Annotated in this window: 14 protein-coding genes and 1 pseudogene; 7 read left to right on the forward strand and 8 right to left on the reverse strand. The window is 70.9% G+C overall.

Annotation, left to right across the window (positions count from 1 at the left end; translation table 11 throughout):
• Positions 1-40 precede the first annotated feature (40 nt).
• On the forward strand, positions 41-1,807 hold the full coding sequence (locus ACZ7M7_RS43830; RefSeq protein WP_472127333.1) for an ABC transporter ATP-binding protein: 1,767 nt from the start codon (positions 41-43) through the stop codon (positions 1,805-1,807).
• A gap of 21 nt (positions 1,808-1,828) precedes the next feature.
• Here ACZ7M7_RS43830 and ACZ7M7_RS43835 read toward each other — a convergent pair whose 3' ends face one another.
• The 8 genes from ACZ7M7_RS43835 to ACZ7M7_RS43870 form a co-directional block, all read right to left on the reverse strand.
• Positions 1,829-2,611, reverse strand: coding sequence for a carbonic anhydrase (locus ACZ7M7_RS43835; RefSeq protein ID WP_383633356.1), 783 nt, complete (start codon positions 2,609-2,611; stop codon positions 1,829-1,831).
• 144 nt (positions 2,612-2,755) lie between these two features.
• Positions 2,756-4,831 carry a pectinesterase family protein gene (locus tag ACZ7M7_RS43840; protein ID WP_472127335.1) on the reverse strand — a complete coding sequence of 692 codons (2,076 nt, stop codon included), beginning with the start codon at positions 4,829-4,831 and terminating at the stop codon, positions 2,756-2,758.
• Between the two features lie 113 nt (positions 4,832-4,944).
• Positions 4,945-6,387: a sensor histidine kinase gene (locus ACZ7M7_RS43845; protein ID WP_472127337.1), complete on the reverse strand. Its 1,443-nt coding sequence runs from the start codon at positions 6,385-6,387 to the stop codon at positions 4,945-4,947.
• On the reverse strand, positions 6,384-7,121 hold the full coding sequence (locus ACZ7M7_RS43850) for a response regulator transcription factor (RefSeq protein ID WP_383633365.1): 738 nt from the start codon (positions 7,119-7,121) through the stop codon (positions 6,384-6,386). Before ACZ7M7_RS43850 ends, ACZ7M7_RS43845 begins: the two co-directional genes overlap by 4 nt.
• A 93-nt stretch (positions 7,122-7,214) precedes the next feature.
• A complete protein-coding gene (locus tag ACZ7M7_RS43855; RefSeq protein ID WP_383607209.1) occupies positions 7,215-7,421 on the reverse strand; it encodes a hypothetical protein in 207 nt (68 codons plus the stop codon).
• Positions 7,422-7,451: 30 nt separating this feature from the next.
• Positions 7,452-8,516 (reverse strand): S1C family serine protease, encoded by a 1,065-nt coding sequence (locus tag ACZ7M7_RS43860; protein ID WP_451175235.1) that lies wholly within the window; start codon positions 8,514-8,516, stop codon positions 7,452-7,454.
• Positions 8,517-8,693: 177 nt separating this feature from the next.
• Positions 8,694-9,716: a LacI family DNA-binding transcriptional regulator gene (locus ACZ7M7_RS43865; protein ID WP_383607207.1), complete on the reverse strand. Its 1,023-nt coding sequence runs from the start codon at positions 9,714-9,716 to the stop codon at positions 8,694-8,696.
• Positions 9,717-9,833: 117 nt separating this feature from the next.
• Entirely contained in the window at positions 9,834-10,613 is a 780-nt protein-coding gene (locus tag ACZ7M7_RS43870) for a winged helix-turn-helix transcriptional regulator (protein ID WP_383607206.1), read from the reverse strand.
• A gap of 180 nt (positions 10,614-10,793) precedes the next feature.
• Here ACZ7M7_RS43870 and ACZ7M7_RS43875 point away from each other — a divergent pair, with 180 nt between their 5' ends.
• The 6 genes and pseudogenes from ACZ7M7_RS43875 to ACZ7M7_RS43900 form a co-directional block, all read left to right on the forward strand.
• Positions 10,794-11,717: an alpha/beta hydrolase gene (locus tag ACZ7M7_RS43875; protein ID WP_472127340.1), complete on the forward strand. Its 924-nt coding sequence runs from the start codon at positions 10,794-10,796 to the stop codon at positions 11,715-11,717.
• A gap of 37 nt (positions 11,718-11,754) precedes the next feature.
• The gene (locus tag ACZ7M7_RS43880) at positions 11,755-12,009 is read left to right on the forward strand and encodes a MoaD/ThiS family protein (protein ID WP_030052141.1); all 255 of its coding nucleotides are present in this window, start codon (positions 11,755-11,757) and stop codon (positions 12,007-12,009) included.
• A 2-nt stretch (positions 12,010-12,011) separates the two neighbouring features.
• Entirely contained in the window at positions 12,012-13,259 is a 1,248-nt protein-coding gene (locus ACZ7M7_RS43885; protein WP_472127342.1) for a hypothetical protein, read from the forward strand.
• 300 nt (positions 13,260-13,559) lie between these two features.
• Positions 13,560-14,297, forward strand: a complete 738-nt coding sequence (locus tag ACZ7M7_RS43890) for an LmeA family phospholipid-binding protein (RefSeq protein WP_383607203.1) — start codon at positions 13,560-13,562, stop codon at positions 14,295-14,297.
• A 228-nt stretch (positions 14,298-14,525) separates the two neighbouring features.
• Entirely contained in the window at positions 14,526-14,606 is an 81-nt protein-coding gene (locus tag ACZ7M7_RS43895) for an Ms5788A family Cys-rich leader peptide (RefSeq protein ID WP_350751515.1), read from the forward strand.
• 124 nt (positions 14,607-14,730) lie between these two features.
• Positions 14,731-14,822, forward strand: a pseudogene (locus tag ACZ7M7_RS43900) (sulfurtransferase); the annotation flags it as partial.

The following is a 14,822-nucleotide window of genomic DNA, read 5'->3' on the forward strand; positions in this document are numbered from 1 at the left end:
CCGCCTCCGTCATGTCCGGTGCCGGGAAAGGGACTTGAGCATGAAGGAAGTACGCACGGCTTTCGGGCGCTTCTGGCCGCTGACACGCGGGGACCGCAAGTGGCTGGCGGTCATCGTCGCCTGCGTGGTGGTCGCCGCGCTCGCCGAGACCGCGTCGATCCTGCTGTTCGCGGAACTCACCGACAACGCGCTGAAAGCCGGTTCGCTCTCGGCCTTCTGGGGTCCGGCGGCGGCCTGGCTGGGCGTTGCCGTGCTGGGGGCGATCGTCGGGTATCTCGGGAACTCGCTCGCCACCTGGACCGCCGAGAGATTCGTGCTGCGGCTGCGCGCGAAGGTCTTCCGGCATGTGCAGGACCTGCCGCCGGACTTCTTCCGGAAGCACCGGCGCGGGGACCTGGTGGAGCGGCTCACCGGGGATGTCGAGGCCATCGAGGAGATGGTCGTCTCGGGCGTGGTCGGCGCGGTCGCGGCGGCGTTCTCGACGGTCTTCTACGCGGCGGCCGCCCTGTATCTGCGCTGGGACCTGGCCCTGGCCACCTTCGTCCTGGCGCCCCTGTTCCTGCTGGCCGCCCGCCGTTTCGCCGGCCGTATCCGCACCGCCTCCCAGGACGAACGGGTCGCCGACGGCGCGATCACCTCGGTGGTCGAGGAGTCGCTGGGCCACGTCCTCCTCACCCAGGCCTACAACCGCAGGGGCGACGAGGAGAGGCGGCTCGAGCGCGAGGCACGCGCCTGGATGAAGGCGTCCGTGCGGGGTGCGCGGCTGAGTGAGATGTACGAGCAGTTCGTCGAGGTCGTGGAGACGATCTGCGTGCTCGCGGTGATCGGCCTCGGGGTGTGGGAGATCTCCGCCGGCCGTATGACCCTGGGGCAGCTCCTCGCCTTCGCCGCCTTCATCGGCTACCTCTACCCGCCCGTCCGCGACCTCGGCCGGCTCGGTCTCACCCTCACCGCCGCCACCGCCGGAGCCCAGCGCCTCGGCGAGATCCTGGACGCCGAGCCGGCGGTCACCGACCCCGCCGAACCGGTCGGGCCGTGGCCGGTCCGGGGCCGGGTCGGCTTCCACGGGGTGTCCTTCCGCCACCCGGGCGCCACCCGGGACTCACTGACCGGCCTGACCTTCACGGCCGACCCCGGCGAGCTGGTGGTCATCACGGGCCGAAGCGGCGCCGGCAAGTCGACGGCGGCCAAGCTCCTGACCCGGTTCTACGACCCCGGGGCGGGCGCGATCACCCTGGACGGGGTGCCGCTCCCGCACCTGGACCTGGGGTTCCTGCGCGAGAACGTCACGCTGCTGCCCCAGGAGACCCTGATCCTCAACGGCACCGTCCGCGAGAACATCGCGTGCGGCCGACCGGGCGCGAGCGACGGGGACATCGAGCGGGCGGCGCGCGCGGCGGCGGCCCACGAGTTCATCGCCGCGCTCCCCGAGGGATACGACACCCACATCGCCCCCGGCACGGCCGCCCTCTCCGGCGGTCAGCTCAAGCGGCTCACGATCGCCCGCGCGATGCTGCGCAACGCCCCCGTCCTGGTCCTGGACGAACCGACGGCCGGTCTCGACTCGGTGGCCGCCCGCCAGGTCGTCCAGCCGCTTCGCCGCCTCATGTCCGGCCGTACGACCCTCGTGATCACGCACGACCTGAGCCTGGCGCCGGATGCGGACAGGGTGCTGGTCGTTGACGACGGGCGGCTGGTGGAGGCGGGTACGCACGCGGAGTTGGTGGCGCGGGGCGGGGTGTACGGGGGGCTCGCGGGGCCGGTACCGGGGGTGCCCACGGAGGAGACCCTCGTCCTCAGGCGCTGACCCCGCCGCCGCTCCCAGCTGTCAGCCGACCCGATGGACCCGCTGGGTCGTCAGCTCGTAACGGGCGCCCACGATGGCCAGTTGGCCGGAGGTCACCTTCGCGGCGAGGTCCGGTTCGGCCGCGAGGTGGGCGCGGATGGCCCGTACGTTGGCGTCGATGGTGGAATCGATGCGGGCGTCGCCCTCCTGGGTGCGGTCTATGTTCGGGGTTATCCGGTCGGCGATGTACTGGATGTGGGCCGGCAGCCGTTCGCCGGACAGGTCCGACTCGACGGCGGCCTTCACGGCGCCGCACGACTGGTGGCCGAGGACCATGACCAGGGGGATGTTCAGTTCGAGCACGCCGTAGGCGACGCTGCCGAGTACGGCCTCGTCGAGGACCTCGCCGGCGGAGCGCACGGTCATCAGGTCGCCGAGGCCCTGGTCGAAGACCAGCTCCGGAGGGACCCGGGAGTCGATGCAGCCGAGGACGAGGGCGAAGGGCTGCTGCCCCGACGTCAGGCTCTGGCGCACGGCGGGCGACTCGTCGGGATGGCGCTGCCGGAAGGTGCGCCAGCGCAGGTTGCCCGCGGCGAGCTCCCGCAGGGCCTCCTCCGGCGTGCCGGGTCGGTGACGCGAGGCGGTGGTGGGGGATGTGGGGGTGGTGGCGGAGGCGGGAGCCGTGCCGAGGGCTGCGGTCGCCCCCAGCGCCGCGGCCCCGGTCAGCCCGAACCGCAGGAGTGCGCGGCGGGCGGGAGAGGCAAGGGCGAACCGCTGGTGGGCGGCCGCGGTCGGCTGGGCGCCGACGGATCTGTCGGAGTTCACGGCGTGGAACGTACGCCCGAGCATCGGAACAAACGTTCACGTTGCTGAATCATGGTCGAGCGCGGGGAACTCATGATCGAACGTTGGACCGCTCTTGACGTTCTCCCGCGCCCGCCTTGACTTTGAGCGGTCGCCGGCAGGATCTCAGGAGGCCGTGGGCGTCCAGTCCCCCAGCCAGTCGGCGACCTCCTGCCCGCCGGCCTGGGCGTCGGTCAGCTGGGGCCGCTCGGAGCTCGCGGAACCGGCACCCGGGCCGGTGTTCCGGTACTCGGCGAAGCGGTCGTCCTTCCAGGAGAAGCCGCTCATGTCCGACCAGGGCGTGGCCTTGACGGCCGCGCTCAGCGTGCTGTCCCGAACCGTGGTCTGGGGGTCGACGGTGGTGTCGCCGCCGGGGTGCCAGTTGCGGCCGAGGTGGAAACTGCCGTTCGCCACGTCGCCGTTGACGGTGGACCGGTTGATGAGGATGCCCTTGCGGTTGCCGGGGGTGCTCGGCGCGGTGACGTACCCCGCCGACGTGCCGTTCCAGCGCTTCTTCAGCGTGATGACGGACTTGTCCACGACGGCCGTCGCCCGGCCGAAGATGAAGTCGACGTTGCCGGTGACGTAGGAGTTGGCGATGTAAACGCGGCCCGGTTTGTCCTTGGCGGCGGTCTCCAGCTCCAGGGTGTCCTGGTCGCCGTTGACGATGATCCCGTCGAGGAAGATCTTGTCGGCGGAGGTCAGCAGCGCCACGGCCTGGTGGCCGGAGAGGGACTGGTTGGCGGCCTCGTCGAAGTCGTTGGTGACGGTGAGGTTGCGCAGCTGCGAGTCGTCGGACTGGAGGGAGACGGTGGCGCTGCCCGGGGTGCCGTAGGTCCCCGAACCGTCCGGCTTCTGCATGCCGGCCGCGTTGCCGTGGACGATGACCGTGTCCTTGCGGCTGCCGCCCGTGCCCTGGATGGTGACGTGCGGCTTGTTGGCCGGGACCTTCACGACCTCGCGATACGTCCCCGGCTTCACGGAGATGACGACACGGGACGGGTTGTTCGCGGGTACGGCGTCCACCGCGGCCTGCACGGTCCGGTACTGCCCGCTGCCGTCCTTGGCGACGGTGAGCGTCGTCGCGGCCCTGGTGCTCGCGGTGGTGCCCGTCGCCGCCGTACCGATGGAACTCCTCGGCCCGGCACCTGACTTGAGCAACGACGGCACATTCGCGGCCGAGTCCAGGGTGTACGAGTAGTACGCCTTCGGGTCGAAGGCCGTACCGCCGCTCTCGTTACGGCCGCTGGTGCCCGTGAAGAGGTTGCCGCGCTGGACGAGCGTCGCGGTGCTGTCCTTGGTGACGGGGTTGTTCATGCCCTGGAAGTAGGAGTTCTCCAGGACCATCGCCGTCCGGCCGCGCGAGTAGTTGCCGTACGACGACGTGATGTCGGTGCCCGCCACGTCCTCCAGGAAGTTGTTGTAGAGGTGCGCGTGGGCGGCGTTGTCGGTGGACGGGTTGCGCTGCTCGGTCTCGCGGATCCAGTTGTGGTGGATCGTGATGTCCGTCCTGACGTTCTCGGTCCAGCCGATGCCGAAGGTCTTGTTGTTCTGACTCAGCTTGTTCCAGGACACGGTCACGTTCGTGCTGTCCTTGCGGACGTCGATGAGTCCGTCCGCCATGTGCCGCAGGTCGTTGTGGTCGATCCACACATGGTGGGCGCCGTCCATCTGGACGGCGTCGAAGTCGTGGTCCTTGTCGTTCCAGATGCCCTGGTAGGCGTCCCGGATGGTCAGGTTCCGGATGATCACGTTGTGCACGCCGGTGCCGAGGAAGAACCCTCCGCCGACGATGTGCCCGGACGTCCCGGACCCGACGATGGTCTTGTCCGACCGGACCTTGATCTCCTTGCCGACCGGATTCATGGTGATCGTCCCGGCCACGACGATGACGTACGGCTCGGCGGCCGTCGCGTACTTCTCCAGCTCGGCCTGCGTCCTGACGGTCACGGTCTGCCCGTCCCGTCCGCCATAAGTGCCGTTCTGCCCCAGCGAGTTGACGGAGGCGAAGCCGTCGGCGGCGGCGGTGGCCCAGGTGGGGGCGGCGGCGGTCGCGGCGGACGCCTGCCGGACACCGGCGCCCAGGATGCCGAGGTCCGTGCCGTAGGCGAGGGCTCCGGCGGCGGTCAGGGTCAGCGGGACCCCGACCGCAAGGGCCTTCCTGCCTCTGCGGTGACGCGCTTTGCTGTGCTGCTCACTCATACGGCGATCCGTTCCGTGCGGGGGATGGTCCGCGGATCAGTCGCCGCCTCGCACGGAAAGGTTGCCGCCCAGGGAGAGCCGTTCGACCTCCCTCCAGGGCCTTCGGGAGCGCCCTACGGCGTCTCCGGCGGAGCCGTCGGCGCGCCCGGCAGGCGTACGGTCGCCACCGTGCCGCCGCCCTGCGCGTGGGCCAGGGTGACCTGGCCGCCCGCCTGCTGCACCGTACGCGCCACGATCGACAGGCCCAGGCCCGAGCCCGGCAGGGCGCGTGCACTCGGCGAGCGCCAGAAGCGGTCGAAGACGTGGGGGAGTTCGTCGGTGGGGATGCCGGGGCCGTGGTCGCGGACGGTGAGGACGCCGTCGGTGAGCTGCACCTCTACGGTGCCGCCCTCGGGGCTGAACTTCACGGCGTTGTCGAGGATGTTGACGACCGCGCGCTCCAGGGCCGCCGGTTCCGCCCGTACGTACCAGGGCTGGAGGTCGGCGGTGATCGTCAGCTCCGGGCCGCGGAGCCGGGCCCGGCGCAGGGCCGACTCGACCGCGTCCTCCAGCGAGACCACCTGCACGCGCTCGCCGCGCTGGCCCTCCGAGCGGGACAGCTCCTGCAAGTCGCCGATGAGTGAAGCCAGTTCGGTCATCTGGGCCTTCACCGAGGCGAGGAGGGCCTTGCGGTCCGCCTCGGGGATCGGACGGCCCGTCTCCTCGCTGCGGGTGAGCAGCTCGATGTTGGTGCGCAGGGAGGTGAGGGGGGTGCGCAGTTCGTGTCCTGCGTCGGCGATGAGCTGCTGCTGGAGCTCGTGGGAGCTGGCCAGGGCGGACGTCATGGAGTTGAAGGAACGGGACAGCCGGGCGACTTCGTCCTCGGCGTCGTCCTCGACCGGGATACGGACGTTCAGGTCCTCCGTGCGGGCCACGTGCTCGACGGCCTCGGTGAGCTTGTCGACGGGGCGGAGGCCGGCGCGGGCGACGGCGAGGCCGGCGGCGCCGGCGCCGATGACTCCGATGCCGGAGACGAGGAGGAGGATGAGGGCCAGGTCGTTGAGGGTGGACTCGGTTCCCTTGAGGGAGACGGCGACGGTGACGGCGACGTAGGACTGCTCGCCCGTGGCCTGGTTCCGGGCGACCTGTGGAATGGTCATCACACGCAGCGGAGTGCCGTCCTCGGCAGTGCCGTTGCGGATGATGCCATCGCTGGCACTACCGCCCTTGATCACGTCCTTGTCGGCCTGGGTGACCTCGATCCTGCCGACAGATTCCTCGGTGACGCAGGGAGTTCCGTCCGCCTTGACGACCTGCGAGTAGAGGTTGCGGAAGGGCTGGGTGCCCTGGGGGGTCTGCGTGCAGTTGGAGAGCGCGCTCGACATCTCGAAGTTCTGCCCGGGCTTCATCCGAGCCTGCTGCAGATCGTCGTCCACCTGGTCGTACAGCCTGCCCTGCACGATGAACCAACACGTCACCGAAACCGCCGCCACCGCGAACGCCACCGCCGCCGCCACCAGCATCGCCAGCCGCGAGCGAATCGGCAGTGACCGGAACCGGCGTAGCACCTTGCTCACTCCGCGCCGCCCTGGCGCAGCACATACCCCACGCCCCGCACCGTGTGCACGAGCCGCGGCTCGCCGCCCGCCTCGGTCTTGCGGCGCAGGTACATGACGTACACGTCCAGCGAGTTCGACGAGGGCTCGAAGTCGAAGCCCCACACCGCCTTCAGGATCTGCTCCCTGGTCAGCACCTGGCGCGGATGCGCCATGAACATCTCCAGCAGCGTGAACTCCGTACGGGTCAGCTCCACCGGCCGCCCACCCCGCGTCACCTCCCGCGTCGCGAGATCCATGCGCAGGTCGGCGAAGGTCAGCGCCTCGTCCTCCTCCACCGCGCCCGCACCGGCCGCCGCCGCGTACGAGCTGCGCCGCAGCAGCGCGCGGACCCGGGCGAACAGCTCGTCCAGTTCGAAGGGCTTGACCAGGTAGTCGTCGGCCCCGGCGTCCAGCCCGGTCACACGGTCGCCGACGGTGTCGCGGGCGGTCAGCATCAGGATCGGCGTCGTGTCCCCGGCGCCACGGATGCGGCGGGCGGCGGTCAGACCGTCCATGCGGGGCATCTGGATGTCGAGGACCACCAGGTCGGGCCGGTAGACGGTCGCCTTCTCCAGCGCGTCCGCGCCGTCGACCGCGACCTCCGTGTCGTATCCCTCGAAGGCGAGGCTGCGCTGGAGTGCTTCACGCACCGCAGGCTCGTCGTCGACGATCAGGATGCGCTGGGGGTCACGGTCGCCGTCGGCGGGGCTCATGGGCTCGGGATCCTCGGGTGCGGTGGGACGGGAGGGCAGGACAGGCGCTGAGCGGGCTGATCGGGCTGGACGCCTTCAGCCTCGCATGCTTTCTCAGCCTCGTACGGTACGGCGGCGGCTGCGGGCGGCGGCCGTCCGGCGAGCCGTGCCCGGGCGGGTGGTGGCCACCTCCGGCGCCCGGGACGGGGCGGTGGGCGCGTGCAGAGCGCCGGCGACCGCCAGGGCCAGGCCCAGGTCGGCCGGTCCGACGCCGGCCGCGGTGTGCTCGACCCGGCCGACCTTCTCCACCTGCTTGATCATGAGGTACCCCTTCAGCTCGGTGAGCTCGGCTCAGCTCTGCGATCCCGACCGCAGCTTCGCCAGGTCGGACTTGACGGTGTTGATCGGGATGGCGAAGCCGAGGCCCACGCTGCCCGCGTTGGACGAACTCGACCCGGCGGCCGAGTACATCGCGGAGTTGATGCCGATGATGTTGCCGTTCATGTCGATCAGCGCGCCGCCGGAGTTGCCGGGGTTCAGGGAGGCGTCCGTCTGGATCGCCTTGTACGTCGTCGTCGACGAACCCGTGTCGCCGTTGAACTCCTGACCGCCGAACTCGAACGGCCATCCGCCGCCGCCCTGCTGCTGTTGCTGCTGCTGGCCCTCGTCCGTCGAGACGGTCACGTCACGGGCGAGCGCGGACACGATGCCGCTGGTGACCGTGCCGGTGAGGCCCTCGGGGGAGCCGATCGCCACGACCTCGTCGCCGACCTGGACACCGGAGGAGTCGCCGAGGGTGGCCGCCTGCAGGCCGGACGCGTTCTGCAGCTTGATCAGCGCGAGGTCCTTGCTGCTGTCGGTGCCGACGACCTCGGCGGTGTACTCCTTGCCGTCGTTGGTCGTCACCTTGACCGAGGAGGCGCCGGCGACGACGTGGTTGTTGGTGACGATCTCGCCGTCACTGGTGATGATCACGCCTGAGCCGGTGGACGATCCGGCGTTCGAGGCCGCGTTGATCTCGACGATGCTCGGGCTGACCGCCTTGGCGACCCCGGAGACCGTGCCCTTCTGGCTGGACGGGACGACGTTCGTGCTGGTGGAGCTGGACGCGGCGACGGTGTCGCTGCCGGTCAGCTCCTGTATGCCGTACGCCGTGCCGCCACCGATCGCCGCCGCGACGATCGCGACGGCGGCGAGGAGGGCGACGGGGCCGCGGGGCCGGCGCCGCGACCTCGGCTGCTGGGCGACGGGCTCGGTCAGGAGAGCGGTGGGGGCTCCGCCGGCCGCCTGCTCCGCCGACGGCCGGTAGGCCGGCGGGGGCGGCCACTCCGGGTTCACGGGGGAGGAGGCGTGCTGCTGCTGGGCGCCCTGGTACGGGTTCTCGTAATCGCCGCTGCGGCGGAAGCTCTCGGTCATGGCATTGAGCTTGTCGCCCGACCATGAGAGCTTCCTGAGCGCTGCCTGAGAAGCCCGGCAGAAGGCCGTATGCCCGATGTAAAGACGGTTCCGGCCGCGCCCCTTCAGGGACGCGGGGAACTGGGCGACCAGCTCCGCACGACCGGCACTCGCGCGACGACGGAACGCCTCGAGCTCTTAGGCGCAGCCGCAGGAGCGCCGCACGACCAGCCGCGACGGAAACACCTTCAACCGCTCCCGTCGGGAACCCGCGACCCGCAATCCGTCATCCAGGACCAGATCCACCGCGGCCCGAGCCATGGCCGACCGGTCCGAGGCGATGGTGGTGAGCGGCGGATCCGTCAACGCCGCCTCCTTGATGTCGTCGAACCCGGCGACAGCCAGCTCCCCCGGCACATCGATGCGCAACTCCCGCGCCGCGCGCAGCACGCCGATCGCCTGGTCGTCGGTCGAGCAGAAGATCGCCGGCGGCCGCTGCGGCCCGGAGAGGAGGTCGAGCGCTATGCGGTACGCGTCGTAGCGGTTGTACGGCGCCTCGAACAGCCGCCCCTCGGTGGGGATCTTGGCCTCGGCCATCGCGCGCCGCCAGCCCTCGACGTGGTCGGAGACCGGGTCACCGACCGCGGGGGTCTCCGCGGTGCCGCCCAGACAGGCGACGTACTCGTTGCCGTGCTCGATGAGGTGGCGTACGGCGAGCTGGGCGCCGCCCAGGTCGTCGGTGACGACGGCGACGTCGTCGATGGCCTCGGGCCGCTCGTGGAGGAGGACGACCCGGGCGTCCCACGCCTCGATCTCGGCGGCGGCCAGGTCGTTCAGGGCGTGCGAGACGAGGATGAGCCCCGAGACCCGCATGCCGAGGAAGGCGCGCAGATAGTGGACCTCGCGCTCGCCGACGTAGTCGGAGTTGCCGACGAGCACCATCTTTCCGCGCTCGGCGGCGGCCCACTCGACCGCGTGCGCCATCTCCCCGAAGAAGGGCTGGCGGGCGTCCGGCACGATCAGGCCTATGAGGTCCGTGCGCCGCGAGGCCATGGCCTGGGCGACCCGGTCGGGCCGGTACCCCAGTTCCTTGATCGCGGCGAGGACACGCTCGCGCGTGGCCGGGGCGACCGGCCGGGGTCCGTTGTTGATGACGTAGCTGACGACGGCAGTGGAGGTACCTGCCAGCCGTGCGACGTCATCGCGAGTCACCTTGGCCACGCGCGGAGTCTACGCGGATGGACCTGCTCTGGGCAGGGCGTGAAGGAGCTTGCCTGCCGCTCCACTGTCACTCTCCCGCGCGAAGGCAACGCCCGCGACACCCCGTCCGGGCGCCCGTCACAGGTCGGCACGGACCTCGGCGCCGTCCAGGGCGGCCATCTCGTCCGCATCCGCCGATTTTGCCCGGTCAGCCTTGGCCTTGGCTTCCTCGGCGGCGCGGTCCACCTTCTCGGGCGTAACGAATCGATAACCGACGTTCCGGACGGTTCCGATCAGCGACTCGTGCTCCGGTCCGAGCTTGGCGCGCAGCCGTCGTACGTGGACGTCGACCGTCCGGGTGCCGCCGAAGTAGTCGTAGCCCCAGACCTCCTGGAGGAGCTGCGCGCGCGTGAAGACGCGGCCCGGGTGCTGGGCGAGGTACTTCAGGAGCTCGAACTCCTTGAAGGTGAGGTCGAGGACCCGGCCCTTGAGCTTGGCGCTGTAGGTGGCCTCGTCGACCGACAGGTCGCCGTTGCGGATCTCCATGGGGGAGTCGTCGTTGACGATCTGCTGACGGCCCATCGCGAGCCGCAGCCGCGCCTCGACCTCGGCGGGGCCGGCGGTGTCGAGAAGGACGTCGTCGATGCCCCAGTCGGCGGTCACCGCGGCGAGGCCGCCCTCGGTGACGACGAGGACGAGCGGACAGCCGGGGCCGGTCGAGCGCAGGAGCTGGCACAGGCTGCGGACCTGTGGGAGGTCGCGGCGTCCGTCGATCAGGATGACGTCGGCACCCGGGGTGTCGACGAGTGCCGGGCCCTCCGCGGGGGCCACGCGCACGTTGTGCAGCAGCAGGCCGAGTGCGGGGAGCACCTCTGTCGACGGCTGGAGGGCGTTGGTCAGGAGCAGCAGAGAACTCATACGTCTGGTTCCTCCTCGGTCCCTGCGAGGACGTGTGCGGTACGGAACTGCTCTGCGATCCCGGGGCCCCGTACACCTGCGGTCACCTGAGGTTTCCCGCGTCGTATACAACGCTTCCGAAAGCACAAAAGGACCCGGGGGCTACGCTGCCCGAGTCCTCTGCCCAGCAGAATAGCCCACATGAGCATGGGTCCGGCAGGTGATGTGGCACGATCTACGGTTCGTCCGAACTCTGAGACAACCAGACGTACACCTATGCGGACGTTTCTGCACACGGACGACGGTGTGACGATCGATTCCGTATACGACCCGGGTGCGGTCGTATACGACTCCTCACGTCCATCTGCCCGTGACCTGGTGTTCGTCGTCGCCCACGGCTTCACCGGCGATGTGGACCGGCCACATGTACGACGGGTGGCGCAGGCCCTCACCCGGCACGCGGCCGTCATCACCTTCTCCTTCCGCGGGCACGGCGCGTCGGGCGGGCGGTCCACGGTCGGGGACAAGGAGGTGCTCGATCTGGCGGCCGCGGTGCGATGGGCCCGCGAACTCGGGCACACGCGCGTGGCGACCATCGGCTTCTCCATGGGCGGCTCGGTGGTCCTGCGGCACGCGGCTCTGTACGGAGAGGACGGCGGGGGCGGCAGAGACGGCAGGGATGGCGGGGGCGGCGAGGAGCTGGGGGCGCCCGGGGCGCACGGGGGCCGCGGTGCGCACACGGACGCGGTGGTGTCCGTGAGCGCGCCTGCGCGCTGGTACTACCGGGGCACGCCCCCCATGCGCCGCCTGCACTGGCTGGTGACCCGGCCCGAGGGGCGCCTGGTGGGCCGGTACGGATTCCGCACCCGGATCCACCACCGGGACTGGAACCCCGTGCCGATGTCCCCGGTGGAGGCGGTCCCGAGGATCGCGCCGACGCCGTTGCTGATCGTGCACGGCGAGCTGGACGGCTACTTCCCCCTCGACCACCCCCGCATGCTGGCCCAGGCGGCCGGTGACCACGGCGAACTCTGGCTGGAGCCCGGCATGGGCCATGCGGAGCACGCGGCCTCCGAGGAACTGCTGGCCCGGATCGGGGGCTGGGCCGCCGCACGGGGCGGCTAGCCTGACGGGGTACACAGCCGATCGACAGAGGAACCGGATGCCAAAGGTCACGGTGCGCTACTGGGCCGCCGCGAAGGCCGCGGCCGGGATCGCCGAGGAGCCGTTCGACGCGGCCACCCTCGCCGAGGCGCTCGATGCCGCACGCGAGCGACACCCCGGTGAACTCGTGCGCGTCCTGCAGCGATGCTCCTTCCTCGTCGACGGTGACCCCGTGGGCACCCGCGAACATGAGACGGTACGGCTGGCCGACGGCGGCACGGTCGAGGTGCTCCCGCCGTTCGCAGGAGGGTGACGATGACCGACCAGCCGTATCAGGGGTACGACGGTTACGACGGGTACGACCCGTATCAGCAGCAGCGACAGCCGCAGCAGCCGCAGCAGCCGACCGCGCCGCAGGCGTGGCCGGGGCAGCAGGCGTACGACGATCCGCAGGCCGCCCAGCAGTACACGCAGCAGTGGCAGGGGCAGACCTGGGAGACCCAGGTGCAGCCGCCGGCTTCTGCGGCGGAGACGTCCTACCTGCCCTCGCAGGGCGCGGGGGCGTATGCGGGGTACGGCGGTGCTTCGGAGGCCCAGGGGTGGGACGGGGTGCCGCAGGCCCAGGCACAGGCCCAGGGACGGCATGCCGCCGCTCAGCCGCAGGGGCGCGCCCAGCAGGGCAATGGTCAGCACTTCCACGCTCAGCGATCCCACGCTCAGCCGTCCCACGCCCAGGCCCCCCGGCCCGAGGCGGAGGCAGGAACCGGTGACGGCCCCGACTACGGTCCGGCGACCGTCGCCGGCAACACCCGGGTCACGGACGCCCAGCGGGCCCGGCTCGAGGGCCGTTCCCCGATCATCGAGCCCGGGATTCAGCCGGCTGCGCTCACCGCGCTGCTGGGGCTGCTGCTCTCGGTCACGGCTGCGGTCGGGTCGTACGCCCTGCTGGTGCCCCTTGTCGCCCTGCAGGCCGTGACGGCCGCCGGCTGGTTCCGGCTGAACGGCATGTGGCCCGCCCGGCAGGGCATCGCGCTGGCCTTCGCGGGGGCGCTGGCGGCGGATGTGGCGCTGCTGGTGGCCGACGGGGCGCCCGCGGCGATCCTCGGCACGCTGGGTGTCTGGGTACTGCTCACTCTGGTTCTGCAGCTGCGTTCGCACGCCGATCCGGACGAGCGGATGTACGGGCTGATGGCGACGGTTGTCTCGGCGGCGCTGGCGATCGTCGCGGCGGGGTACCTCGCGGCCGAGCCGGATGCGGTGAGCGTCGGGGCGGTGGCGGTTGCCGTCGCGGTGCTGGCGCGGGCGTTGCCGTTGCCGACGGTGGCTTCCGTCGTGGCCGCTCTGCTGGCGGGGGCCGGGGCGGGCGCTGTTGTCGGTGCGATGACGGGGATCGGGTCCGGTGGGGCTGCGCTCGGGCTCGGGGCCGGGGTGTGTGCCCTGATCGGCCATCGGGTGGCCGGCTACGACTATCCGTCCCGGTTCGTGCACTTCACGGCGGGGGTTGCGCTGCCGTTGGCGGCGGCGGCTCCGGCGGTCTACTTGCTGGGGCGGGCGCTGGTCTGAGGCGGGGGTTCTCCTCGTCCCCGCCGCCCTGCCCTTCCCGTCCTCGAAGGGGCGCTGCCCCTTCGACCCCGGACCTGGGGGCCTGCGGCCCCCAGACCCCCGCTTCGGCCCTGAATGGGCCTCGTCCTCAAACGCCGGACGGGCTGGAATGCCCGGACCGACGCCGAGAGGCGAAGCCGCTGAAGGCAGGGCCCGCAGGCAAACCCCCTGTCACAGATGATCGACAATTCGCCGGTCAACCCCGCCACAGGGTTACCCTCGCGTCGTTGACGTACGCCGAGGTGGGGGGAACACCACAACATGCGCGCCCTGCGGATACTGCTGATAGTCGTCGTGATCCTGGGCGGCCTCTTCGTGCTGGCCGACCGGCTGGCCGTCGGGTTCGCCGAGGACGAGGCGGCCGGGAAGCTTCAGGCGAGCGAGAACCTTGCCGCCGCCCCGGACGTGTCCATCAAGGGGTTCCCGTTCCTCACGCAGGTCGCGAGCGGCTCGTTGGACGACGTCGAGGTGGGGATCAAGGACTACGAGGCCACCGCCGGCACCGACGGCAAGACGATCCGGATCGACGACCTCACGGCGAACATGAAGGGCGTCGAGTTCTCCGGGGACTACAGCTCCGCCACCGCGACGACCGCCTCCGGCACGGCGTCCATCACCTACGCCGAGCTGCTGAAGACCGCCAAGTCCGAGCCCACCCAGGTCGCCCCCGGTGTCACCGCGAACGTCGTCGGCCTCTCCGACGGCGGCAACGGCAAGATCAAGGTCGCCATCGAGGCCACCGTCCTCGGCACCAAGCTCCCCAACCCGGTCTACGTCCTCAGCTCGGTCTCCGCGCAGGGCGACACCGTGCGGGTGAAGGCCGACACCCTGCCCAACTTCGGCGGCGCCGACATCGCCGAGGACCGCGCCCGTGCGATCACCGACTTCGAGCAGAAGATCGACGGCCTCCCCGGCGGCATCCAGCTCGACAGCGTCCAGGCGGCGAAGGACGGCGTCGAGATCACGGTGAAGGGTTCGAACGTCCGCCTCGCCGGGTAGTACCGGGACCGGCGTCGGTCTCGGGGTCGTGTTCCCGGCCCCCGGCTGCCCGCTGTCCGGCTGGTGAGACGGTGCCGTCCGCACCGTAGATGTGACCGCCGATACGTCCGCCCGGAAGCCCGGCCGGAGCAGCCTCGGCGGTCCTTGCATCCCGCATCCCGGACAATCTCGTCTCAGCATGCGACACGCCGGTGACACGCCTGCCTGTCCGTCCCTACGATCGAGCCCATGAAGCGACAGGCGGATCTCACGAAGCGGCGGGCAGTAGACCTCTGCCGCGTTGCCGCCATGCTCTGTCGCCCCTTCTGAGCGGAAGCTCCGACTTCTGCGTTTCCCCGCTGCCCTGACCAGGGCACAGGTGCGTCGTCTCGGTCCGAGCACGCACCCCTCTCACTCGCACGCCCCGCCGCAACTGCCCCGGAGGAGAAAGAGCATGAGCCGCAGCGACGTCCTCGTCGACGCCGACTGGGTCCAGGACAACCTGGACGACCCCAACATCGCGATCGTGGAGGTGGACGAAGACAC

Source organism: Streptomyces sp. NPDC111606 (assembly GCF_055656945.1).